Raw genomic sequence first — 22,619 nt, forward strand, 5'->3', positions numbered from 1 at the left:
ATGGACGCAGCACTGCACCTCGAAGCCTGGGTGTCGGCCGAGTTGTACCGACTGCTGCTGGTATTCTGCCGTGTCTCGGCAGCACTCTTGCTGCTGCCGGGGCTCGGGGAGAGTCAAGTGCCAGCGCGTATTCGCATCTTGGCCGGATTACTCATCGCACTCTGTGTGGCACCATTGGCTGGATCAGCAGCGCCGCCGCCAGCCGCTTGGGGAGTCGCCTTCGCGGTAGTGATGGAGGTGGCCGCCGGTGCCTTTCTGGGCACACTATCCCGGCTGCTGCTATCAGCGGTGCAGACGGCGGGACAGATCATTGGCCAGTGCATTGGCGTCAGCAACGCCTTCGCCTTTGGCGTCGGCATGGACAACTCCGCTGTTTTGGGAGCTGCGATTTATGCTGCCTGTTTGGTGATACTATTCGCCGTTGATGGCCACCATTCAGGGTTCAAGGCGCTAGCCGATAGCTACCAACTGATACCGCTTGGCCAACCTCTGCCTGCGGCTGCCGTGGCCCGTAATATGAGCGAAGCCATGACCACGGCGTTTCGCCTTGCCATGCAGCTCTCCATGCCTTTTTTGTTTTTGTCGGTATTGTTCAACGTGGCACTTGCCGGTATCAACCGTGCCATGCCAGCCATGCCAGTCTTTATGATTGGCGCCCCAGCGCTACTGATGGCCGGCTTATATCTTTTAGGCGCCGTTTCGCCGACCTTGGTCGACGAAATGGTTGGAGCCTACGGCTCAGTCTTCCTTCTGGCACGCTGAGGCCAAATGTCAGAGGAAAGCGGCCAAGAGAAAACGCTCGACGCTTCGCCACGCAAGCTGCAACAAGCTCGCGAGAAGGGTGACATCCCGATATCACGGGAAGGATCGAGCTTTGGGCTTTATGCCGCGATGCTTCTGTCTATGGGATTAGCCGGGGGCGTCATTGCGCAGCACATGGCGAACATCCTGCTGCCGCTCGTCGAACAGCCGGATGCCTTCTTGGAACTGTCTGACGAGGGTTATCGTCGCGCCGGAGCTGCCGTGATGGAGGCTCTAGCCGTCGCCTTGCTGCCAGTGTTTGGGCTGTTGATCGCCGGAAGCTTGCTGCCGCATTTGGCGCAAAACAGCATCGTGGTGGCAACAGAGCGGTTACAGCCAAAGTTTTCCAATCTGTCGCCACTTTCAGGCTTCAAACGCCTGTTTGGGCTCAAGGCGCTTTTCGAGTTTTGTAAAAGCCTTGCCAAGGCCTCCGCAGTGGGTGTGGTCTGCTGGATCGTAGGGCGACCGCTTTATCAGCAGAGCGGACAATTGGCAGCACTGGATCCAGCAGTGCTGCCAGGCTTGATTAAGCAGCTCCTAATAACAGTGCTTTTCGCGGTCACGCTCGTCGCAGGCCTAGTGGCAGCAATCGATATTGGCTTTCAACGCTTTGAATATCGCCGTCGTCAGCGCATGAGCCTGCAAGAAATGCGTGAGGAGATGAAATCTACCGAAGGCGATCCGCACGTGAAGGCCGCCCAGCGCAAAAAGCGGCGGCAGATGTCGCAGCGTCGGATGATGGCGGATGTCCCGAAGGCCACGGTGGTGATCGCAAACCCGACCCACTTTGCCGTTGCCCTCCGCTACGAGCGGGGTGAGGACGCTGCGCCGGTCTGTTTAGCTAAAGGTGTCGACAATCTGGCGCTGCGGATCCGCGAAGCTGCACAGACGGCGGGTGTAGCTGTGATTGAAGATCGGCCCCTGGCCCGTGCTCTTTACGCCACCGTGGAAGTAGGCGACGTCATTCCGCCTGAGCATTTTGAGGCGGTGGCCAAGGTCATTGGCATTGTTTGGGCGCAATCTGGACGCAACGCCAAGGGTGCGTCACAAAAAAAGAGATGATTTGATTGACGTGAGAAGAAGCCTTTGCGAAACAGGCAGGCGCCAACCGCAGGGGCTTTTCGATGAACCGGATTTCTACCCGAAGGATTGCGATGGGCTTCCTGGCTGGTCTGGCCACGGCCCCGCTCGCCATACTGACAGCCACTCCCGGTCGAGCCGCTGAGGAAGCGCCTAAGAAGGAGTTCGAGTACGTTGCCCTTGGCGACTTCACGATCAACCTGCCCAGCACAGGGCGGCGCATGTCCTATGTAGTGGTCTCAGTGACGCTGGAGACCGAGGCTGGCCATAGCCAGCCCTTTAAGGATTTGCAGCCCCGCCTAAAGCAGGCCGTGCTGCGCCGGCTGATGAGCATGTCGGAACGGCAGGAATTGCGCCCTGGCCGCACCGATCCTGCACAGCTACGGGACAATCTATTCGACAGCTTAATGCAGGTTCAGGAAGGTGGCTTGCGGGATGTGGTGATCACACGCCTGCTGCACAGCTGACGCGGACCAACCTCCTCGTCGCTCCGATCAGGTGGTCTGTTATGGCCGCCTGATCGCTTCTGAACCGGTCCTGTCTTTATGTCCCGGGCTATTCAAGGGAGGCTGACGACGAAGCTCGCCTAACCCGTTGCAGTGCTGCCACCATAATGAGCCAGCGCCTTACCAGGCGGATGCTGCATCGGCCTTGGCATGGGCACGCTGCGCCAGTCGCACTTCCTGCGCCTGAGCGCAATCTCAGGATTGTCCTGAAGATCCGGAGGATCGGGCAGCAAAATACGGCCTCCCCAGTAGCAAGCGATGGCCTCGCCTGACACGCCCTGCTGCAGGGCGATGCCCAGGCTGTTATGTGCCCCGGCAAAGTCGGGCTGCAGTCCCAGCGCTCCGGTAATAGGCTGCGGCCTTATCCTATACTCCCTGCTGGCCAAAGACAGTTCTCAGCTTGTCCTGTGTACCGCGATGCGCCTACCGCAGCATTTAAGGACCTGATAGGCGGCAACCGCCGTACCCACCTGACCGGTTTCGCGCAACATATCGACCAGATAGGCGTGAGCGTCGGCTGATCCACTGGAATGGCTGGCGCTGGCGTTAGTAGCATTTCACAGCTGCGTTTAGGCTGCTCTCCTCCTTCAGCAGACACCGGACGTGCTGAACTGTAAAATTTTCAACCTGCTGCCGCTGCTACAGAACATCCCGCGCAGTCAATCTTCAGCGCGGCGCGCAAAACTTCAGGGAAATTCCCGCCCTGATGGTCAAACCTGCTAGTAGGTAGGAGCAAATCTGTGAAGGCCGCTTAAACGCGAGGCGCACGACAAGGTTTCATCTTTCATTAACGATAACTTGTGTTGAATTTGAAACCAAACGGAGGACCTTGGGCTCGACCATCCGGACCTGAGCCTCATGCTGTTCAACTCCTGGACCTTCGTTGCCTTCTTCGCCGCGCTGATGGCGGTTTATCTACCCCTCGGACGATGGGCCGGGTACCAGGCGCAGAACCGGCTGTTACTGGTCGCCAGCTATGTCTTCTATGCCGGCTGGGATTGGCGCTTCTGCTTCCTGCTTGCCGCTATCTCGCTGGTGGACTGGTTCTGCGGCAACGCCATCGCGGCCACAGAGCAAGCCAACCGGCGCCGCCTGTTCCTGGGCATCAGCATCATCTTCGACATCGGCGTGCTAGTGTATTTCAAATACTGCAATTTTTTTATCCAGGGCAGCGCCGATCTGCTCGACCTGATGGGCGTACCGGTCAGTTGGCCGCTGTTGAATATCATCCTGCCGGTCGGCATTTCTTTTATTGTCTTTAAGAGCCTGAGCTACACGATCGACGTGTACCGCGGTGAAGTCTCACCCGAGCACAATCTGCTCGACTACGCGCTCTTCGTGGCCTTCTTTCCCGATCTGGTGGCCGGTCCGATCATTCGTGCCAAGACCGTGTTGGCGCAGTTGCATACGCCGCGCCGCATCACCGAAACTATGGTGACGGAAGGCGTATGGCTGATCCTGTTTGGCTACTTCCTCAAGGTGGTTGTGGCAGATAATCTGGCCCCAATTGCCAATAACGCCTTCAGCATGCCGCAGCCGGAATCTTGGTTGCACGCGCTGGTGGGCGTTTATGCCTTCGCTTTCCAGATCCTGGGTGACTTTGCCGGCTATTCCGGCATCGCGATCGGCGTGGCGCGGCTGATGGGCTTCGTGCTGCCGCCGAATTTCGGCCATCCCTATCTGCAGACCTCGCCCCAAGCCTTTTGGCGGCACTGGCATATCAGCTTGTCTACTTGGCTGCGCGATTACGTCTACATTGCCTTTGGCGGTAGCCGTGGCGGTACCTGGAAGACCAGTCGTAACCTGATGGCCACCATGGTGCTGGGTGGGCTGTGGCACGGCGCCGCCTGGACCTTTCTACTCTGGGGCTTCTATCACGGCATCCTGCTGGTGCTGCACCGCTGGCTAGCCCAGCCCCTCTCGGCACTGGTGCGGCTGCCCCCAGCGCTCGGCCACCTCCTGGCGGTGCTGCTGATGTTCCATCTCACCTGCCTGGGCTGGCTGTTGTTCCGCGCTGAATCCCTAGCACAGGTGGGCGGCTTTCTGCGTGCTCTGGGTTTGGCCACACCGGTCGGAACGGCCGCCGCCCTTGGCCCCTCCATCATCACACTTCTGATGCTGGCCTCAGCGACGTTGCTGGCCGACCTGTTACTGCGTGCGCCGGACGGCACCTTGCGGCCGCTGCAGCTTTCCAGCTCAGCACGTTGGGCCAGCGCCGCCTGCCTGGCCTTCGCCATCCCCGTGTTCGGCGATTTCGGCGTGTCCCACTTCATCTACTTCCAGTTCTGATCCAACGGAGACATGACGATGCTGGCGCGGCTGTCTTCCTTTATCGACCCCGGCTTCGTGCTGCTGCTGCTGGCTGAGATCGCCGCTCTAGCGCTGGGCTTTTGGCTGACGCGACGCTGGTTGCACAGATCCTGGCGCAGCGCCGCTTATGCGGTTCTGGCTGTTCTGGCTGTGCGGGTTGCCTTATTTGGCAATCCGCTTGCCTGGGGCGCCTATTATGTCGTCCTGCAGGGTCATGCGGATTGGCGGCAGACCGACGTCATTGCCGAGCGCTTCCGCAGCATGCTTCCGCTGCCGCGCGGCGTTGAATTCTTGGCTGTGGGCTCCAGCCAGACCCACGCCTTGTACCGTGGCTTTAGCCGTGATCATGCGGAGTTACAGATCTTTTCGCTGGCTGGCATGACGCCAATGGACATGGAGCTATACCGCGACCACATCATTGCCCTAAAGCCGAAGCAGGTACTGCTCTACATTTCCGAGTTTGATCTAGCCGCGGATCTGCGGCCGGAATGGGCGCGATTGGCGCCTGTATCATTGCTGCAGGTAGCCGACAGGGTAGAGATGCTCGATGCCGCTTTACCACCCAACTCACTTCCTGATCTGAAACGAGATCTGCTGTTGGGCGCCCTATTACCAGAGTACCGGTATAACTTTGTTTTTCGTGCCATTCTGAGTCGGGCTGCACAGATGGCTCATCTACCTGGTTTCCGCCCGGAACGCTCATCAGACGACGAAGTCAACTACACAGCGCTACGAGCGCGCGGCCAGCATTCCATGCAAAGTCAGAGTCGGCTGTTGGAAAGCTTCATACGCAATCTAGATAATGCTGACATTGGTGTTGTGCTAGTCGAGGGGCAGTACAACCCCAAGGGCGAAACGCCTGATCTGCAACGGCAGAACGCCGCCTTCAAGCAGTATCTGGTGGCTCTACAGCGCCAATATCCGAAGCTGATAGTGCTTCAGCGGGAGGACCTGCCGCAACTGACCAGTGCCGACTTTGATGATGCCTACCATCTGTCAACGGAGTCTGGGCATCGTTTGGCCGGGATCGTGCTGCGCACCGCACGGGAAAGGCTAGGTCAGGGCACCGCCATCACCAGCCTAGGAACCCGCCCTTAGACAAGAAAGCTCAGCCCGCCGCGAGGCGGGTGACTTCCTTAGCGCTAACCAAGTTGCCATTGTCCAGTAGCAGACTCAGGGAGCCGCTGCTGTCGCGACGGACTTCAGTGATCTTACCAGAGCTGCTCACCGTTCCGGCTGTCTGTCGGGTGCTGTCAGCATCTTCGCCGACGACGCGCACCGTGTACTTGCCACCCGAAAGCGGCAGGCCGCTATTGTCCTTGCCATCGAAGGTCAGGTTGGTGCTGCCGCTGTTGAGGTTGACCTTACGTACCACCTGACCTGCGCTGTTCACCACCTCAAGCCGGGTGCCGGACAGCGTGCTGCTGCTGACCGTGAGGTTCAATGGCACAGTCGCGCCGCTGCTAGAGAGGGTGATCTCCGACATCTCCGTCTGCACTGTGCGGCCCAGCATGGCGGCGTTTTCCGACAAGCTGGCACTGTTGGTGAGCGCTTCGGAGATGGTTTTCAGATAAGTGTTACTCTTGGTCTGCTGCTCAACCTGCGAGAACTGCGCGAGCTGTGCCACGAACTGGGTCGGATCTGTCGGCTGCATGGGATCTTGATACTTCATCTGCGCCGTTAACAGCGTCAGGAAGCGGTCGAAATCCTCGCTGCTGCTCTTCAGCTGCGTGGTTGCGGTTGTTGAGGTGCTGCCAGTGGTGCCGCCTGCTAGGCCGGCCGCGGAGGTGGCAGTGATGCTGGATGTGGTGGCCATCTTGGCTCTCCGGGAAGGGCGCGCGGGGCGCCTCAGGCAATGATGTCGATCAGGCTGTCCGAAGCAGGTGGACGTGGCCCAGCAGAGGACGTCTCCTCGACGGCTGTCTCGCCCTCAGAGGCAAGAACTGGACCCTGCCGGCGCGACTCCGCCTCGGGCTCAGGTTGCGGCAGCCGGCCCTGCTGCAGATCCAGACCACCAGCACCGAGTTGCAATCCGGCGTCAGCCATCTGCTGCTCCAGGTGGTGGCGTTCCTGCCTTAGCGCTTCAAAGGTTTCCGGCTGCTCAGCACGCATGACAACATGCACCATTCCGTCGCGGAAGGTCATCTGTAACTCAACGCGGCCCAGCTCAGGCGGCCGCAGATCCACAGAAATGCGGTCTACCCCGTCCTTTTGCGCTTGCGCCACGCGCATCACCAGTTGTGGCGCGGCCTCGGCCGCCAGCTGCGCCCGCTGTGGCACGGCGGGATGAGGGGATGGCAACGGCTGGGGCGACATGAGGGGTCGTGCAGCAGGAGTTTGTGTTGAAGCCGCAGCCAAAGTCGCAGCCGCATCAACAGGATCTGCAGCTTTGAGGTCCAGAGATGCAGCTTTTTCACCCTGCTGGGGCAGCGGCAAGGCCGCAGCCGACAGAGCTTCGCTCACCGCCGCAACGGCATCGGGAAGGGTGGTTTCTACGGCATCCGCCACACTATCCGCGACCAGGAGCACGGGCTTTTCCTGGGCGACAGCACGCAGGTTGGAAACGGCCCGGGTCACGGCGGTTCCTTGCGGCGTAACAATCTCGGCTGCTGTTGTGGCCGCTGCGCTAGCGGCAGCGACAACAGCAACTTCCATGTTCTGGGGAGCAGTTGGCGCTTGGGGGAGTGAGATTGTAGCTGTTGTATTCTGGCCAGCTGCCGCGTCGGCCAGCGGCAGGACCGTTGCGTCCATTTTGTGCAATTGGGTAGCATTTTCGGCCAGAGGGGGGGAGGCCGGAAGATCAATGCTGGTCTGCGAAAGCTGTGAAAGGCCGGAGGCGATTTGGGTACGCGATGGACCAGCTTCAGCCAACGCCGGTGCAAGGGAAGTCCTGATTGTTTCCGAAGCAGGAGTCATGACAGGTGCTGCCACGGAAGGCATGACCTCCTCTGCCGTAGGCTGGACCGCAGCTTGGGCCATCGGCAGCAGGACTGGTGCTGTATCCTGAATGGCTGGAGCGGCCTGAACTTGCTGCGGCATTGGCCACTGAAACGCTACAGCCAAACGGCCCGCTTCTTCCGAGGCAGCTGCCAGCGTATCCCAAGGTAGGCCGCTGGAAGCTGGGGTCTTGGCTGGCGCTTCCTCTACGGCCGGTGCTCCCGCTTGCTGCGACGTAGCCACGGACATTCCGACAGCAGAGTTGCCGCCCATAAGGCCTGCCATCAACAAAGCAAATTGGCCGTCGTCTTGGACTGGAACGTTTCCCAGAGCCGAGTTACGCGATCCTTCGCCCTTGTTGGCGGATCCGGTGGCAAGAGGATTGCCGCCGGGAAGCGGTTGACCAAAGGTGACGCTCATGGGGTTTTCCCCTTCCCGGCTCTGACAGGATTAAGATGATGCGGCGGTAACCAATGCGCCGTTAACCGAACAAATCATCCACAGCGCTCTGTCCCAGCCCGCCTTCGGCTGCTGAACTCGGGCCGTTCAGCAGATGTGCGTCGGAACGAGGGTCTCGCGATCCAGATTGAGTTTGGGTTTCTTCCGGGCGGATGCCCAGCATCTGCACCAGAACAAAAACTCGCGCTTCAACCTGACGAAGGGTGGACAGAACCTTGCGCACCCGCTGGCCAGTGATGTCCTGAAAGGCACAAGCCAGAACAATGGAGGTCGCCGCTGCGTCGACTTCGGCAAGGTCGGTAGAGGGATCAGCAGTTTCGCCACGGTTCAGGCGCCCTGCCGCTGCTTGGGCACGTTCAGCTTGGCGGAGAATCTCGAAGGCAGCACCTTCAGTTTCGCTCACCACAGCATCCAGCGCGTCACCCAGATCACTGGAGGGCGGCGCCAGCCCTACTACCTCAGCCCGCATCTCGGCCAGCAAGCTGGCCATAGCGCGCATCTCGGCGAGGGTCTGGCTGAGCTTGTCCGCCCTGGTGTGCGCACCTTCTGTTTCAATGCCAAGTAGCCGGTCCACCTCGCCAGAGATGGCAGCCACATGGCCAGCGATGCGCGCCAGCCCAGGTTGAGTGCCCGCAGCAGATTGAAGGGAGGCGCTCATGCGGCTCCTATCAGCCCACAACAGACGCGATTTTAGCCTTCAGCGTCTCAGCCGTGAATGGCTTGACGATGTACTGAGAGGCGCCCGCCTGCTTAGCGGCCACAACGTTCTCAGTCTTGCTTTCAGCCGTCACCATGATGAAGGGTGTCTTCGACAGCCCGGCATCAGCGCGCACTTCCTTCAGCAGCTCCAGACCGGTCATGGGCTCCATGTTCCAGTCAGAGATCACCAGGTCGTAGCGGTGGACCTTGATCTTCTCCAGGGCCTCGACGCCGTTGCCGGCTTCCTCGACATCCTTGTAGCCAATCTGGTCCAAAAGGTTTTTCACAATGCGACGCATTGTCGGATAATCATCAACAACCAGGATTTTCACGCGCCGGTTCCCTTCTGCATTGCCATATTCTGGAGGATATAGACGTTTTTCGCAAGATTTTTGGTGTCTCCAGGCCGGTCTTTTTCAGTAAGGGCGTTAAAACAGCTTGGCCAGATTTTTGGTTCTTGGGAAACTGCGGTTATCGGACAGCTTGCAGGATCATCCACGATGCCGTGGCTGTTCCAGACGCGACGCCCTCACCAACATAATATTATTATCAAACAATGCATTAACGCACTCAAGCGGATGCGCTGGGCCAGCGCCTAGGGGCTTGTAGTCATAATCATATTAAAGATGTCCATGGAGCATGGCCTATAGAGCCCTGCCGATCAGTCCCCATAAATCGCGACAAATTATCCGTGTTTTGCGAAAAACGTTGAATAAGCCGGTCCAGCATGGCACACCTCTTTGGATCGGATTCTGGAGAAGCTGAATGCAGATCATCCGCCGCGCTCCTGGTGAGGCCAGCTTGGCCCTGGGTGAGCGCATCCTGATCGATCTGGTAGCAGCCGAGGTCGGGGATGAAGAGTTCGAAGCTGTGCTGGAGCGGTTGGAAGGCTTTTTGAAGCCGACTGGGAGTCAGCCTCGCCTAGCCTTGACCCTGCAGGAGGGCTTGTTGGGTGCAGTGCAAACAGAACTTCCCCTGGAGCTGGTGGTGATCGAGGAAGACCCGCATGATCTGCCGCCACTACGTATAACGCGGCATGTCGTGACGCCGGATCCTGCCGCTTTGGCAGTGATGCTGGATCGCGTCGAGCGCCGCTTGGCACGGAGTGGGACATGAGCACGGCGCTACGCGAAGCGCGCTTGGAACTGGATGCTCCCCTGCGCCGTCCGCTGCCACGCAGCGAGGCAGAAGCGCTGGTGGCCTTGTTGTTGGGCCGTCGGCCAGTTGGTAGCCATCCACATCCCTTGTTCCGAGATCCCGAGGCTGCCCTGTTGTTAACAGGTGAAAGCCTGGATCATGCCACCCGGGGATCTCGCGTACTACAGGAGGCACCGGCACCACGGCTTGAAGCATCAGCCAGCTTGCCGCCACGGCCTGCTCTATTGAAGGCTGGGCTTGATTGGCTGGGTGGACTGGTACAGGCGCAACCAGGCGAGGTACTGGGCTTCATTGTGCCACCGGGCTGCCATCGTCACGATATGCGGCTTCTCGCTTGGGATGGAAGGCAGTTGCGTCCTTTAGGCGCTTTGCCTGAGCCCGGATCTCCTGGAGGCACCTGTAGTATGGCCGCCTTTTGCAGGGCTACCGGTTTGCCAGATCCGATGAACCCTGATGCGGCAGTGTCGGATGCGGCAATGTCGATTGCTATGCGCCGCGTGGCCTTGGCACAGCTACAGCGCCAAGCTTTGCCGGTGTCGCAGGCTGCGCTGGATGGGCCTTATGATGGTGCGGCTCAGTTCCGTCTTTGGTTAACAATGGCAGCGCAACGGCAAGGCTTTACCACAGCGCCTCCACCTCGTCTTATGCAAGCTGCCTGAAGCGGACAAGCTGCGCTTCAACAATTAATCCAGAAGACAGGATCCGGGGGGGTGAACACTTCCCGGATTTATGTCAGGAAATTCGCAACGCTCCGAACAAGGCAAAAATGTCTTGCGAAAAACATCCAACAGAACTACACAAAGAATGGCTCACAGAACGTGAGCTTTGCCACACCGGGCATGTTGCGAAAAACCGGCTGGCACCGTCAGAAGGCAGGTTCGATGACGTCAGACACCACCTGGGACACGACAGCAGAAGCTCCTATCCGACTGCGTGGCCGTGCCCATGCGTTGCTGACGTTGGAAATTGCGGATCTGCCAACGAATGTACTACAGGCCGCTTTGAGTGCCCGACTTGGAGCCGCAGCCGGCTATTTCCGGCATGCTCCTGTGTTGCTGAATTTGAACGCCTGGGCGCCAACCTCTGCTTCTCACGTTACCGCGCTCGTGGATGCCGTACGAAGCTGTGGTCTGGTGCCCGCCGCTTTTCGTGCCCGTTGGCCGGAAGTGGAGCGTGCAGCTCTCGCATGTGGGCTTGGCCGCATGCTGGATACCGAAGCTGGCCAGGACATGGAGCAGCCTTGTGAACGTCGCCCGCCGCTGATCATTAGCGAGCCGGTGCGTTCTGGACAACGAATCTATGCTGCCGAAGCAGATCTGATTGTGCTGCACTCCGTGTCCCCCGGCGCTCAACTGCTCGCCGATGGCTGCATCCACGTTTACGGCGCCCTACGTGGCGCGGCCAGCGCAGGTGTTGGCTGTGATACGCAGGCCCGCATCTTTGCGAAAATCATGGACGCAGAATTGCTTTCGATTGCCGGGCTGTGGCTTGGCGCCGAAGACATTCCTGCCAACTGGCAGAAGTGCCCAGCCCAACTTCGTATCGACGAAGGCTGGCTGCGTTTCGCCCCCCTGCCCTGACCTCTGTTTTCATCCGCTGGGAGAATCCCGCATGGCCGCTACCGTGATCACCGTGACCTCCGGCAAGGGAGGCGTCGGAAAAACGACCACCACCGCTGCTTTCGGCGCCGCTCTGGCCCTGCTGGGCAAGCGCGTTTGCCTGGTCGACTTCGATGTCGGCTTGCGCAATTTGGACCTGGTGCTCGGTGTCGAGAAGCGAGTGGTTTACGACTTCCTGCATGTCGCCAATGGTCAGGCCAAGCTTCATCAGGCGTTGATCCGCGACAAGCGCATCGCCAACCTGTTCATCCTGGCGACCTCGCAGACGCATGAGAAGGATGCGTTGACCCTAGAGGGCGTAGGTCGGGTAATGGACGAGCTGAAGCGCGAGTTTGATTACATTTTGTGCGACAGCCCAGCTGGCATTGAACATGGTGCAATGATGGCACTCTATCACGCTGATCATGCACTGGTGGTGTGCAATCCCGAGGTCAGTTCCATCCGCGATGCTGACCGTATTTTGGGCTTCATTTCCTCCAAATCAAAGCGCGCTGAGGAAGGTCTTGATCCGGTTCAGGAGCATCTTCTGGTCACTCGCTTTGACCCGGAGCGCGTCCGTACCGGTGAAATGCTTCCGCTGTCCGAAATCCGCGACATTCTTTCGGCTGAACTGCTGGGTGTGATCCCGGACAGTAAGGCAGTGCTGAAGGCCTCCAATGCCGGCGTGCCCGCCAGCTTGGATGGCGAAACCGATGCTGGTCGCGCCTATCGTGAAGCGGTCGCCCGTTTCCTAGGCGAAGGCCGCCTGCCCGCCGGCGTGCCGGACGCGGCGGTCATCAACGCTGCGATGGGCCCAGGGGGCGAGCCGCGTGGCTTCTTCCGCCGCCTGTTCGGTCGCGGCTGAACGGAAGGAATCCATGTCGCTCATTGCTTTGATCCACAAACGCCGCAACACGGCGCATCTCGCAGCCGCCCGGCTACGCCAGCAGGTCGGCGCCGACCGGATGGCAGTTCTAGGCGAGGATATCGGTCAGCGCCTGCAGGAGGCTTGCCTAAGAGAGATCCGTAAGCTGGCTCGCGGTGGCCATGTCCGGGTGAAGATCGGAACCTCGCCGACATTGGAGTTGCGGGAGATCGATATCGACCTGACACCGGGGCGGTAATCATGCTGATCTCGGCAGCGCAATGTCGCATGGCCCGCGCCGCACTTGGTCTTAGCCTTCGAGAATTGGCCGAGGCGGCTGGCGTTTCGGTTAATACGCTGAGCCGCATTGAAGGCGACGGCAATGTCACGAGCCGAACGCTGGGGCGGGTGCAGTCCGTGCTGGCCGAAGGCGGTGCAGTATTTCGACGCGATGGCTCAGTGGGCGTCGAGCCAATCTCGATCCGATAGAAGCAGGGGGAGAAATTCCCCTGCACTCCCTTATCCTACTCTGCTGTTCGACACCTATATCAAGCAAGCTGGAAGCGTATTTACGTCCGCAGTCTTAAGCAGCAGTCAATTCTGCCTCGTCATCCTCAAGCAGCGGCATAGTTTCCAGCGGTTCTAGGCTCGTGATGTTGCTGGTGGGGTAGAATGCCACGAGCCAAGATTTTAGCGGCGCATTTCCTGACGGGTTTGGAAAACCCTTGTCGATCGAGCGTCGTATCCGTGGGTCGATCAGCGCGATACCATAATCAGGTAAGCTACGCTTATGCATAGAATAGGCACTGATCTCCGCTTTGAAGCGGCGTAGATCCTGCGCTGTACCAACACGTGCGCGCAGCTTGGTTAAATTCATTCGGAAGCCACTGGGCGGGCCACTACGGGCAATTTCGTAGAGACGTTTAGCCACTGGCGGAAGCTCAAAATACTTTGGGCTATAGGTCAGAAAGTGTTTGTCCTGCACAATGGCACGGAATAGCCATGCACATAGTGTCAACTCCACCGCACGCATTTGCTTAGAACCGTCTCGGCCTCGACGGTACAGGATGCGGTATTCGTCAAGCCAGCCAAAGCCACGATCTTCGCCTTCTCCGCCTGTTTCGATATTGGTGCGAACAAAGGTAGATTTCAGCCGCGCCAGAGATTCTTCAAGTCGTTCATAGGCAGAGCCTCCTGTAGCGCTGCCCGTGGTCACAAAGAAATCGTGCGCCGTAAAGCTGATACGAGGCACCGGACTCTCACCGCGGTTGATTTTGTCGGCAATCAGCGAGGCTGAGTAGACCAGCAATTCTTTGTCCCAGATCGATGCAACCCCGTGCTTGGTCCCAACGACCTCGATCCAGGTCTCCCCGTCATCGTAACGTGGCAGTTCGGTCTCCTTCTCCCGCCGCAGCGAGAAGAAGTTGTAGACCATCGTGTTACGATCCCCTTTGACCTTGCCCACCAGCGGACTGTCGGTTGCGGGAAACTCAAAGACTTGTTGTTCGTCCATGGAACCATCCTGCCTCGGACGTTGTGGCCGAGCTCAGGCAATGAAACCAGCAAAAGAAGGACAATGTCGGCGTGGTGACGAGTCTTTTTCTCTCCAAGACTCGTCGCCACGCCGACATCTCGGGAGGAGGTCCTGTATCCCGGTGTTGAGAATGTTTTGAAAGTTATCCACAGAGCAACCTCGTCGTGACGCCGACATAGCGACAACCCATCGTCGTGACGCCGACATATCCTCGTCGTGACGCCGACATATCCTCGTTGTGACGCCGACATATCCTCGTCGTGACGCCGACATATCCTCGTCGTGACGCCGACAAAAAACCTTCCAAGCCCATGATTCTAAACATGAATTTTGGGGGTATAACTATATAACTTTATAACTTTGTAACTGCTTTAACACTGAAGAAGAGAGCAATGAGGAAAGCTTTCAAGAGATCGGGGGAGGCCGTGAGCCGAATCTGCGATGTCGGCCAAATGACGAGCAAACCGTAGAATAATGAGAAGTTATCAACCAAAAGGCGACCTACAGAAAAGAAATACGTTAAACGGTTATTAGGCCGGATGATTATTTTTTGGTCGTCGTGACGCCGACATCTTCTGCATGCCGAGAACCTTATAGTCAACTAACTGTGATGATGGGGTTTGTTCTCTTTGAAAGAGGTGGTCGTAACTCCGGCTCAAACGCAGCCAGTTTCATCAAAAGTTATGCGAAAAACCTTGATATAGGCAGCTGAAGTTTTTATGCTTCGATCAGTACGCAGCTTAAAAAGCTGACGTTCCTACTCTTCGGGAGAACCCTGATGCCTGACAATCGCTGGGCTGCCCTAGCGTTGATGATTACAGCCGGCGCCAGCACTCTCGGAGCCGCAGTGATGCCGTCGAATGCGGCATACACGTCAGCAGCCTTCCTCGCTTTGTCGATAACTTCTCTGCTCTGCTTGGCGCTCCTGCTTATCTTGCGAAATTCAGGAGCGGCTCGAACAATGTCAGCGCCGTGGGGCCGCAGAAGCCTGGCCGGACAGTCTGCCAAGCGTCTCAAAATCCGCATACGTTGCGCTCGCTAACGAAGCTTGGCAAAGGAGCCTGCTGCTGGGCAGTCCGGCAGCCGGCTAGGTTTCCACGATGGAAGGACTCAACATGAATGATCCCCTGAACGGCCGCGAGATCTGGGTGGTCTGGGGTGGGGTCTTCCGCGATACGAGCTTTGCCGAGCTCGAAGCCGGAACCGAAGAACTGCACGGCCCCTTTGCCACTATGCAGGATGCCGAGAAGGTCTGGTTGGAACGGATGCGGCGCATGGTTGATATTGCGTCCCATCGCCTGTTTGTCTTGCGGGCGATGCCTGCCCCAAAGCCATGACCTTGAGCTTCATTGCAGGTTTATGGGAAGGCAGAGTCTGGCTGCGCAGCTCACCGCGGCAGCTAGCTTCGCGCCTCCGAAACCATGCGCTGGAAGATGTTTTTGAGCAATTAACGGATCGGCTCGCACGGGCTGAACTGGCGCTGCTGCAGGAGCAGCATCGCCATCATCGAACCTTGCAGCACGCAGCAGTTATGGAAGCCGACTTAGTAAAATTACGCTCCCTGCTCGATCAGCATCAAGGATCGAGTGCTACGCGCTTGGATGCTTATTGATTCATTCACGGAACACACTCGCAAAACGCTGCGCCCGCTCAACAGACCAGCCTGCTCCCTGATGGCAAGACAGTGAGCACTGGACACTGGAAGTCGTTTCCTCGGGCGGAATCATCAGTACCGTTCCCGTTACTGCGAGAACCGCTACCAGCATATAGAGCATCAACTGACGAAACGGCATCATTCGACCCTTCCTGCCGCCGCTAACACGGCCACGACATCTAAACCAACGATTTACAATTTAGAGGTTTGTAAAATATTTTCGAGTCAAATCTCCGTTTTTGAGGCACCTCGGAGGCGTTTTTGCATCGGATCCGCAGTAGCTTTCCTGTGAGCTAGGTGGAGCTGCCGTCGATGCCCGGATCGTTCATCTCGTTGTACCGTGTTAAAGTAGTGTTTCGCTCGAACCGACCGGCCATGGTGGGATTCGTGACGATATGACAACGAACCTGTACCAACCCCGCTTCGTGGCACCACACTTCATCGAAGTTGAAGGAAGCGCGGATCTACCAGGCGCTGTACGTCGCGCATGTGCATTTACTACCGCTGCTCCTGGTTGGCCGCAGGACCGTGATGGCGCAACGCATCGTCACGAATGTCAGCTCCGCTCACCGACAGGACAATGGCACAATAACAGCCCGGTACATTGGCAGACCGAAACTCGTAGCATTCTCGGCGAAGCTAGGGTTGTGGCGGAAGGAAGCGCAACCGAACTCACGCAAGCTATTGCGGCAGCCTTGGCTGCTGCACATAATGCTCCTCCAAGTCCCTCACGCACCTTCTCGTCTTCAGAACGCGTGCTCTGCAAAGCGCCTGCTTTTGTGGAAATGGTGCGTGAGCCGGGTATGCCGCGCATTTGGGCTTGCGCCTATCTAAGTGCTCTGGGCCCTATTTCGACAGAACTTCCCTGGACGCACTTACAGACAGCTTTTATCCGCGCTTGGCCTAGCCATGGAAAAAACGCCTTTCGTGGCGAACTAGAAACTCTGCCGTTCCACGCACTACATGCCTTTGACGAGCGTCAATCTAGTCAACCTCGTGATGTGGTGACTTGGTCCGCGTCTAGTTTGGAAGAGGCTATGGCGGACTTTTATTCCTACACATTGTCTCCACGCGCTAGGATCTGATCCAGACGGTAGTGTTGGCTATCGCGGTTAGCTCTGCTGTGCGAGATGCAAGCGAGTTCCGACTTAGCGGAATGCAGAAATTCGTTCTCTGAGTTCGGTGGTGCTGTGATTCGCTAAGGATGGCGTTGGACAACCAAGACGGAGAATGCGTGGGGCAGATCGGCAAACGGGCTCACTCGTCAACTACTTGAGCCCGGACACACTGGTGCCACGCAGCCATCTGTTTCGGGCGATCCGGCCAGTGGTCAATGCTGCCTGGAACGCATGTCGCCCAACTTTGCCCGGATTTATGGTGGCAGGACGGGAGTCTATCGCGCTGGAGAAGCTGCGACGAGCCTTGCTATTGCAGCCGTTCTACTCGGCCGTCCGGAACAAAAATGGCCGAGGATGTGGTGAAACTGCGGGAGATGAAGGTCACTCCGCATGTCGCCCAGAGCACTACCAACCGCTCTCGCCTTTGCTGAGAGCCCTACGTTCTATCCCGGCTACGTCCTGAGCCAGCGCATCCGACAAGGTATTTGGGTGAACCTTCACCCTCATTGCGGCCGTATACAACCTGCTCCGTCTTTCCAAGCGGAAGGCGTAGTGGCTACTACTCGCAAGAGCGCCATCCTGGGCGGCGAGTTCGTCTTCGGTGCGGTCCGAGGCGATCTTGACTAGCGCTACGGCCTGGACGGGGTGCGTTTCACCTGGCAAGACTTCGACGAAGTGGACCCTGCTGCCGGCGCCGATCAGCCAAATTCGACCAAGCCGACGCACTCACAGGCGAGATCTTCTACGATGAGCTTCTCCGTACCCTGTCAAAGCGTGTTTGGCAGTACCGAACCAAGCGTACGCTTATAGGGGCTTGTAGGAGTGGGAGCTGCTTTCGCAGCTGCTCACTCGCATCGGCACATCACTGGCGTTCTGATGCCGGAATGCCGGCTCGTTTCACGACGGAGGTGAATATGGACTCCGAAGATGCTGCACTAAGCCTTTGAGCAGGGGTCACACGATCTTGGGAGCCTCTGCGATTGGCGAAGTGTTTTCCTGACGTACAGTCTCGGTCTGCGCCGCTTCCTGATGGCGCTGCACCATGAGCATAGCTTGAAGCCGCAAAGCTTGGGTCTCTATAGATTGCGTACCATCTCGCAGCCGGTCCGCAGTTTCAGTGAGATAGCGTGCTGCGTCACCCAAAGATGCCTCATGATGTGCATGCCCCTCAGTTTGGAGGGCTAGCTGACGGGATACCTCATCGAGCCTGATCAAGCTGCTGAGCAAAGCCGGCGGCACTTCCATGGCAGGGGGGGAGGGCGGCTTGGTTTGTAGAGCTAACAGCATGCTGGCCAACCGATCTTCGACTTGATCCAGTCGCTGCTGCAACACCTTAGCCATTGCCTCGCGCTCAACAGCGGCAGTTTCCTGCGCCAGAGCGATGCTGGCGCGCAACTCTTCCAGCATTGAGGTTGGGGCTGCTGCGGTTCGAGTAGCTGTACCCTGTTCCAACAACTGCCGCCACTGTTGCTCAGCACCGCGCGTCAGGCTGGCGAGCTGAGCACCGGCGGTCACGGCACGACTTACGGCTGCTGCTGCCTCATGCATCTGACCCCGCTGCCCTTCCAACAGGGCGTTCAGAGTCATCAAAGGATCGACTGCTTCGACGACAGTAGCTTCTGTTTCTGGCGATTGTAGCACTTGACGCAAAACCGCGATGGTGGAGGTCAAGGCAAGCAGAACGGCCATCGCAAGGAGAGCAAGACCAGCCCAAGGCATAAAGAAGGACGGCAGCAACCAACAGGCTGGACTAGCTATCAGCAAGGCAAGAGCTGTCTTCCAGCGCCAGCCAGCGCAGGCCAAGATTTCTGACAATGTCGGTGTCATGACGTGTCGACTCAGATCTACTTCGTCGGCAACAAGGAAAGCGGTGAACTAATCATACCATGCATGGTTCGTCAGCCTTCTGCCAAACAGAAGGTCAGAGTAAGGATCAATGATGAAGATCTGGCAAAAACGGCGCTTGAGCTACTTCAAAACTCTTAAGAAAGAGAGTGCGGCGCAACGCTACAAGTATTTTGCTACCGCCAACCTTGTTGAGGGCAGACCAACAGCTTGAGATTTACGGAGGAGCTTTCGGAGGGGGTTTTTTAGAGATGTCTAGCAGCACGGAAAATGCGGGAGAAATCCGATTCAGTGGCGTTACCACCAAATCGGATATCTGGTTCATCCGCCCAGCTGACTCGGCTGCCTTGGTTCGGTCAAGAGCGCTTTCTCTAAAGAATGCCGATTAAGAATGGATAGCTTCAAAGTGTGCCGAGCAGACAAGACGGCACAGAGTCCATGGCGAGCATCCCCTGCTACAGCAGCCTTCATCATTGATAAGCGTCTGCAATAGAACTCTTCCTCGCCTGCACGATCGCCTCCACCTCGTTGCCGTCCAGCACCTCGCGCTCGAGCAGGGCCGCGACCAGCAGGTCCAGAATGGCGCGGTGCTGCCGCAGCAGACGGGAGACCTCCTCATTGGCGGCGTTGAGGCGGGCCTCGACCCGCCCGGCGAGGTCCGGCCGGCTCATCAGCAGGGTGGCCACGTCGCGGCCCTCCCACCATCCGCGCCAGAGCAGCGGCCGCGCCGCGAGGCCCAGCGCCGTCTCGGCGTTGAGGGCCAGCCGGGTGGCGCGGGCGAGGTCGCTGTTGGCCGGTCCGCCCGAGCCGCCAGTGACCTGTCCCAGGACCACCGCCTCGGCGGCGCGGCCGGCCAGCAGCCGCCGCAACTGCGTGGCGAGCCAGGCCTCGGAGACGTCGCCGCCCGGCGCCTCGGACAAGGTGTGCCCGCCGCTATGGGCGTCCTCGCGGATCGAGACGTGGCGCAAGGACCCGGGCTGCTCCAGCACCTGCACCAGGGCGTGCCCCGCCTCGTGCACCGCCGCGACCCGCCGCTCCTGCTCCGGCCGCATCGTCACGGCGCCGCGGATCTCCGCCAGCAGGTCGTCCAGCACCACCGGGCGGCGGCCGTGCCGCGCCCGCCGCCGGGCGCCGCGCACCCACTTGGCGCAATCGGCACCGGTGCCGCCCTGGGCGTGCAGCGCGGCGCGGGCCAGGTCGGCGCCCGCCAGATCCTCGCCGAGATGCACCCTGAGGATCGCGGCAAGCGCCTGCCGGTCGGGCAACGGGATGGTGATGAGGCGGTCGAGCCGTCCGGCCCGCAGGATCGCCGGGTCGATCATCTCCGGGTGGTTGCTGGCGCCCACCACCACCACGCCCTCGCGGCCCCCGACGCCGTCGAGCTGTTCCAGCAGCCCGCCGATCACCGCCGTCCACCAGTCGCCATGCTGACCGCTGGTCTGCCGCGTGTGCAGGGCCTCCAACTCGTCGATGAACAGGATACAGGGTGCGGCCTGGCGGGCCTGGTCGAAGGTGGCGGCCATGGCGCGCAGCAGGTCGCCGAGGTGGCTGCCGCGGGAGGATTGCCATCCGGCATAGGAGGCCGCCACCAGCGGCACGCCGCAGGTGGCGGCCAGGGCCTGGGCGAAGCTCGTCTTGCCGGTGCCGGGCGGCCCGGCCAGCAGGCAGCCGCGGTCGATCTCGCGCCAGGCCAGCCGACCCTCGGCATAGTCCCGGAGGTCGCGGGCCAGGTCGCGCCCCCAGGCCACCGCCTCGTCGAGGCCGGGCAGGTTGTCGAGCGCGGCCGCCGCGGCGGCGCGCGGCGCGGGGGCGGCGAGCCGCGCCGCGCGCGCCACGAAGTCGTCCGCCGTCTGGCCGGGGCGGCGCGCCAGCCGCAGCAGGGCGGGTGTCAGCCGGGCGCAGAGCTCGGGCGGCAACACCGTCCTGGGCTGGCTGCCGGTGACCGCGGCCGCCACCTCGCGCAGCGTCGCCGGGTCCAGCGGCGCCAGCACCAAGCGCAGGTCGGCGACGCGCCGCAGGTCGGGCGGCAGCTGGCGGTCCGGCGCGGGCGCGATGCCGAGCACGTCCTGGCCCTGCCACAGGCAGAGCGCGACCTGCTCGTCCTCGTAGCCGGGCGGATGCCGGGAGCGCCGCGCCGGTCCACCCTCACCCTCGAAGATCATCCACTCGCCCGGGCGCACCGCGAGGTCGCCAGGCCTGCCGCCCGAAGTGCTGCGGCCGGGCACGTCCACCACCTCCGGCCAGGCGCTGCCGACCGGCTCCACCCAGCCCGCCTCCGGCACCTCGATGATGACGGCGCCGCGCAGGCGGGCGGCGTCGACCTGTTGCGCGGCCAGCGCGCGCCGCAGCGCCAGCCGGGCGGCCAGCCGCGCCGGGTCCAGCAGCGGCACCGCCTGCTCCGGCGTCGCCTCGTCCGGCAGGTCGACCTGCCCGGCGGATGCGCGCCGCGGTGGCTCGCGGCGGCTCACGGGCTGAGCCAGGCGAGCACCTGCTCGAGCGGCTCGTCGAGCCGCAGCAGCCGCCCGCCGGGCAGCAGCAGCACGGTGCCACCGCTGTCCAGTTCGCACAGTGCCAGGGCGGCGGACAGCGCGACCGCGTGGCGCTGCCCGTCGGCGTCGCGCAGCAGCAGGTAGCGCCCCGCGCGGGTGCCGCTGGTCATGGGCGGTTCCCCGCCGGGCGGAACCCGAAGGCCCAGGCGATCCCCGCCTCATCCGGCCGCGGCCAGTCGGGCAGGCGGCGCAGCCGGGCGCGGATCGCCGAGCAGCCGAGCGGCTCGGGCCGCCCTCCGGCCAGCGCCGCGTCGTTCAGCACCCGACGGATCAGCCCGCGCACCCCGCCGCGCAGGACGCGCCCGCCCGGCAGCACCAGGCGGAGCGGGATCTCGCGCCGCCGCCGTCGCCGCAGCCCGCGCAGCAGCCGGGCGCGGGACAAGGGGCGCGCGTCCATGCCGTACCGGGTGACCAGCGCGTGGTAGCGGTGCAGCACCGTGGCGCGCGGCAGTTCGGTGAGGCGGGCAAACACCGCCGCGGTAACCGGCGCGGCGCACGGATCGGTGGGGGTGCGGCAGCGCCAGCGGCGGCGACCGGGTGGCCTTTCCAGCCTTGCGACGGTCCCGCGCCAGGTCGGGCACCTCGTTCGCCCCGTCCGCCCCAGCCACTCTGCGGGCGCGGTGCAGCCGCGAGCGCAGCGTGGCGAGCGGAATGTTCTGCGCCGCCGCCACGGCGCGCAGGCTGGCGGCGGGCTGCCCGGCCCAGCACACATCGCTGCGCAGGCCGCGGCCATCCCGGTGCGGCCGCAGGCCGAGCGCCTCCTCCGGGCTCCAGCCCAGCGCCCGCCGGGCATACACCACTCCCGGCGGCAGCGGCGGCCGCCCGGCCGCGCGGCGCTCCGCCTCGATGGCGGCGATCGCCGCCAGCAGCGACGGGTAGCGCCGCACGCCGCGCCGGGGGTGGTGCAGCGTCACCGGCACGGCGTTGGCCGGGCCGCCGAGGCTGGCGCCGCCGGGTGCGCGGTTGAAGCCCTCCGGCCAGGCGGTGCCGAGGCGGGCGATCCAGTGCCGCTCCAGCGCCCGCGCCGCAGCCGGGTCGGGCGTGCTGTCGAGCTCCTCGATCCGGAACGCCTCGGCGAAGCCCAGGCCCTCCGCCAGCGCCGCGCGGATGGCAGCGGCGAGACTGCCGGGGCGGCCGAGATCCGGATGGCGGCGCGCGTGGTGCCGATGGGCCGCGGCGCGCCCTGCCAGGCTGCGGCAGGTGACGCCGACATAGCCGCGGCCGTCGCGGCAGCGGGTGATGCGGTAGATCCGCCAGACCCGCGGCGCGGGTGCGGGGGCGAGGGCGGCGCGGGGCGACAGATCCGCAGGCGGTGGGTGGGAGGCGGGCATCACGATCCTGATGAGAGATTGATGCCGAAAGCCTTGATCGCATTTGGCTCCCGATGAAGACCAAAAGCGATCCGCCCCTGTTCCATCCGAAGTTGCGCCCGCGGGTCCGCGGCGCCTGTTCCACACCCTGCTCGCCGACAACGAGAAGCCGGGCTTAAGCTTTCCTTGATTGTTG

22 protein-coding genes are annotated in these 22,619 nt (G+C 61.0%); 12 read left to right on the plus strand and 10 right to left on the minus strand.

Annotation, left to right across the window (positions count from 1 at the left end; genetic code table 11):
- The 5 genes from D2K64_RS17845 to D2K64_RS17865 all read left to right on the plus strand — a co-directional run bounded on the left by D2K64_RS17845 (position 1) and on the right by D2K64_RS17865 (position 5,795).
- Positions 1-762: a flagellar biosynthetic protein FliR gene (locus D2K64_RS17845; RefSeq protein ID WP_120009747.1), complete on the plus strand. Its 762-nt coding sequence runs from the start codon at positions 1-3 to the stop codon at positions 760-762.
- A gap of 6 nt (positions 763-768) precedes the next feature.
- The gene (locus tag D2K64_RS17850; RefSeq protein ID WP_120009748.1) at positions 769-1,863 is read left to right on the plus strand and encodes an EscU/YscU/HrcU family type III secretion system export apparatus switch protein; all 1,095 of its coding nucleotides are present in this window, start codon (positions 769-771) and stop codon (positions 1,861-1,863) included.
- A 62-nt stretch (positions 1,864-1,925) separates the two neighbouring features.
- Positions 1,926-2,348 carry a flagellar basal body-associated FliL family protein gene (locus tag D2K64_RS17855; protein WP_120009749.1) on the plus strand — a complete coding sequence of 141 codons (423 nt, stop codon included), beginning with the start codon at positions 1,926-1,928 and terminating at the stop codon, positions 2,346-2,348.
- An 897-nt stretch (positions 2,349-3,245) separates the two neighbouring features.
- A complete protein-coding gene (locus D2K64_RS17860; protein ID WP_120009750.1) occupies positions 3,246-4,676 on the plus strand; it encodes an MBOAT family O-acyltransferase in 1,431 nt (476 codons plus the stop codon).
- A gap of 18 nt (positions 4,677-4,694) precedes the next feature.
- Positions 4,695-5,795: a hypothetical protein gene (locus D2K64_RS17865; protein WP_238384262.1), complete on the plus strand. Its 1,101-nt coding sequence runs from the start codon at positions 4,695-4,697 to the stop codon at positions 5,793-5,795.
- Between the two features lie 10 nt (positions 5,796-5,805).
- Here the strand turns inward: D2K64_RS17865 and D2K64_RS17870 are convergent, their stop codons facing one another.
- From D2K64_RS17870 to D2K64_RS17885, 4 genes are all read right to left on the minus strand, one after another.
- Positions 5,806-6,513: a flagellar hook assembly protein FlgD gene (locus D2K64_RS17870; RefSeq protein WP_120009752.1), complete on the minus strand. Its 708-nt coding sequence runs from the start codon at positions 6,511-6,513 to the stop codon at positions 5,806-5,808.
- Between the two features lie 32 nt (positions 6,514-6,545).
- The gene (locus tag D2K64_RS17875; protein WP_120009753.1) at positions 6,546-8,054 is read right to left on the minus strand and encodes a flagellar hook-length control protein FliK; all 1,509 of its coding nucleotides are present in this window, start codon (positions 8,052-8,054) and stop codon (positions 6,546-6,548) included.
- 61 nt (positions 8,055-8,115) lie between these two features.
- Positions 8,116-8,751 (minus strand): protein phosphatase CheZ, encoded by a 636-nt coding sequence (locus tag D2K64_RS17880; RefSeq protein ID WP_120009754.1) that lies wholly within the window; start codon positions 8,749-8,751, stop codon positions 8,116-8,118.
- 10 nt (positions 8,752-8,761) lie between these two features.
- Positions 8,762-9,124: a response regulator gene (locus D2K64_RS17885; protein ID WP_120009755.1), complete on the minus strand. Its 363-nt coding sequence runs from the start codon at positions 9,122-9,124 to the stop codon at positions 8,762-8,764.
- Positions 9,125-9,557: 433 nt separating this feature from the next.
- Between D2K64_RS17885 and D2K64_RS17890 the strand changes: the two genes are divergently transcribed.
- From D2K64_RS17890 to D2K64_RS17910, 5 genes are all read left to right on the plus strand, one after another.
- The gene (locus tag D2K64_RS17890; RefSeq protein WP_120009756.1) at positions 9,558-9,908 is read left to right on the plus strand and encodes a hypothetical protein; all 351 of its coding nucleotides are present in this window, start codon (positions 9,558-9,560) and stop codon (positions 9,906-9,908) included.
- Between the two features lie 752 nt (positions 9,909-10,660).
- Positions 10,661-11,530, plus strand: a complete 870-nt coding sequence (gene minC / locus D2K64_RS17895) for a septum site-determining protein MinC (protein WP_157985913.1) — start codon at positions 10,661-10,663, stop codon at positions 11,528-11,530.
- A 31-nt stretch (positions 11,531-11,561) separates the two neighbouring features.
- A complete protein-coding gene (gene minD, locus D2K64_RS17900; RefSeq protein ID WP_120009758.1) occupies positions 11,562-12,413 on the plus strand; it encodes a septum site-determining protein MinD in 852 nt (283 codons plus the stop codon).
- A gap of 13 nt (positions 12,414-12,426) precedes the next feature.
- Positions 12,427-12,672 carry a hypothetical protein gene (locus tag D2K64_RS17905; RefSeq protein WP_120009759.1) on the plus strand — a complete coding sequence of 82 codons (246 nt, stop codon included), beginning with the start codon at positions 12,427-12,429 and terminating at the stop codon, positions 12,670-12,672.
- Positions 12,673-12,674: 2 nt separating this feature from the next.
- Complete coding sequence (locus tag D2K64_RS17910) at positions 12,675-12,902, plus strand: helix-turn-helix domain-containing protein (protein ID WP_120009760.1); 228 nt, start codon at positions 12,675-12,677, stop codon at positions 12,900-12,902.
- 94 nt (positions 12,903-12,996) lie between these two features.
- Here D2K64_RS17910 and D2K64_RS17915 read toward each other — a convergent pair whose 3' ends face one another.
- The gene (locus D2K64_RS17915; RefSeq protein ID WP_120009761.1) at positions 12,997-13,926 is read right to left on the minus strand and encodes a replication initiator protein A; all 930 of its coding nucleotides are present in this window, start codon (positions 13,924-13,926) and stop codon (positions 12,997-12,999) included.
- A gap of 1,136 nt (positions 13,927-15,062) precedes the next feature.
- Here D2K64_RS17915 and D2K64_RS17920 point away from each other — a divergent pair.
- Both D2K64_RS17920 and D2K64_RS24510 read left to right on the plus strand, forming a co-directional pair.
- Positions 15,063-15,284 (plus strand): DUF4170 domain-containing protein, encoded by a 222-nt coding sequence (locus D2K64_RS17920; RefSeq protein WP_120009762.1) that lies wholly within the window; start codon positions 15,063-15,065, stop codon positions 15,282-15,284.
- Entirely contained in the window at positions 15,281-15,559 is a 279-nt protein-coding gene (locus tag D2K64_RS24510; RefSeq protein WP_157985914.1) for a hypothetical protein, read from the plus strand. Before D2K64_RS17920 ends, D2K64_RS24510 begins: the two co-directional genes overlap by 4 nt.
- Before the next feature lies 1 nt (position 15,560).
- On the opposite strand, the gene D2K64_RS24515 is transcribed toward D2K64_RS24510, so the two are convergent.
- From D2K64_RS24515 to D2K64_RS17940, 5 genes are all read right to left on the minus strand, one after another.
- On the minus strand, positions 15,561-15,743 hold the full coding sequence (locus D2K64_RS24515; RefSeq protein WP_157985915.1) for a hypothetical protein: 183 nt from the start codon (positions 15,741-15,743) through the stop codon (positions 15,561-15,563).
- A 1,930-nt stretch (positions 15,744-17,673) separates the two neighbouring features.
- The gene (locus D2K64_RS24520; protein WP_157985916.1) at positions 17,674-18,546 is read right to left on the minus strand and encodes a hypothetical protein; all 873 of its coding nucleotides are present in this window, start codon (positions 18,544-18,546) and stop codon (positions 17,674-17,676) included.
- Positions 18,547-19,034: 488 nt separating this feature from the next.
- Entirely contained in the window at positions 19,035-21,032 is a 1,998-nt protein-coding gene (locus D2K64_RS17930) for an AAA family ATPase (protein ID WP_120009764.1), read from the minus strand.
- Positions 21,029-21,223 (minus strand): hypothetical protein, encoded by a 195-nt coding sequence (locus tag D2K64_RS17935; protein WP_120009765.1) that lies wholly within the window; start codon positions 21,221-21,223, stop codon positions 21,029-21,031. The genes D2K64_RS17930 and D2K64_RS17935 overlap by 4 nt, the downstream gene beginning before the upstream one ends.
- A 48-nt stretch (positions 21,224-21,271) precedes the next feature.
- On the minus strand, positions 21,272-22,444 hold the full coding sequence (locus tag D2K64_RS17940) for a GIY-YIG nuclease family protein (protein WP_120009766.1): 1,173 nt from the start codon (positions 22,442-22,444) through the stop codon (positions 21,272-21,274).
- Positions 22,445-22,619: the final 175 nt, after the last annotated feature.

It is taken from the genome of Teichococcus vastitatis (assembly GCF_003604215.1).
Taxonomy (GTDB): domain Bacteria; phylum Pseudomonadota; class Alphaproteobacteria; order Acetobacterales; family Acetobacteraceae; genus Pseudoroseomonas; species Pseudoroseomonas vastitatis.